This is a genomic window from Streptomyces sp. NPDC007917 (assembly GCF_042959105.1).
Taxonomy (GTDB): domain Bacteria; phylum Actinomycetota; class Actinomycetes; order Streptomycetales; family Streptomycetaceae; genus Streptomyces.
The window spans coordinates 1-1,016 of sequence record NZ_JBIBKK010000091.1; the positions used below are offsets into that span (position 1 = coordinate 1).

Sequence of the window (1,016 nt, forward strand, 5' to 3'; positions counted from 1 at the left end):
GCCGACCAGGCAGCGGCCAAACCAGTGAACCTGAAACCACGTCAACCCGCCCTGACCAGCTAATCAGCCACACCCGCGCACCGGGGGAACCTCACATGTTAAGCAGCCCAGGACCTCCCAGAAGCTCATCCCGATCGTGCGGGACGACGACACGTCCAAGATCCTGGCCGGCTGCCGAGGGAAATCGTTCCTGCAGGTCCGTGACGAGGCGATCATCCGGCTGCTGTGCAATACCGGCGCGCGCCTGTCCGAGGTCGGCTTCCTCAAGGTGGAGGACATCGACCTGAACACCGACTCGGTCCACTACCACGGGAAGGGCAGCAAAGACCGCCGCGTACGCTTCGGCCACCGGACCGCCCGGGCACTCAGCCGCTACCTACGAGCTCGGGCAAAGCACAACGGCGCGACGCTGCCCGACCTGTGGCTTGCCGACCGCGGTGGCCGGCCACTGGCACCCAACGGCATCAAGATCATGGTCAGGCGACGCGGACTGGCCGCCGGACTGACCGGTATCCACGCTCACCGCTGGCGACACGCCTTCGCCCATGCATGGAAACGTGCCCGTGGTGACAGCGGAGACTTGATGCTGCTCATGGGATGGACCTCCGACGACATGCCCCGCCACTACGGTGCCAGCGCGGCAGCGGAACGTGCCCAGGAGACCCACCTCAGGATGGGAATCGGGGACCATGTCTGAACCCTCTCAAAGCCGAGTGCGCGAGCCAGGTCTGACCGCCCATCAGCGGAGGTACCGCGCGAGGTTGGCCGCACACGCGTCCTGGGCGCACACCAGCGATCGAACGGCTCGCACTGCGGCGGGCACGGCAGCGTTCCTCGAGCGGTTCGAACGACAGGTGGACCCGGAGGGCGCCCTCCCTGCTGAGGTCCGCCAGCAGATGGCGGTACACGCCCGAACGGCTTAGTAGCTGTTGTCTTTTCGATCTTGAGCGGTGGCGGTCGAACGCGGATTCCCGGTCGGGTGATCCTGCCGTGGCCAGAGCATGAAGACGGGGCCT

At 66.3% G+C, this 1,016-nt stretch carries 1 protein-coding gene; it reads left to right on the forward strand.

The window, feature by feature from the left end; translation table 11 throughout:
* The first annotated feature begins 136 nt into the window (after positions 1-136).
* Positions 137-697 (forward strand): site-specific integrase, encoded by a 561-nt coding sequence (locus ACFZDL_RS47245; RefSeq protein WP_353597348.1) that lies wholly within the window; start codon positions 137-139, stop codon positions 695-697.
* The last annotated feature ends 319 nt before the right edge of the window (positions 698-1,016 follow it).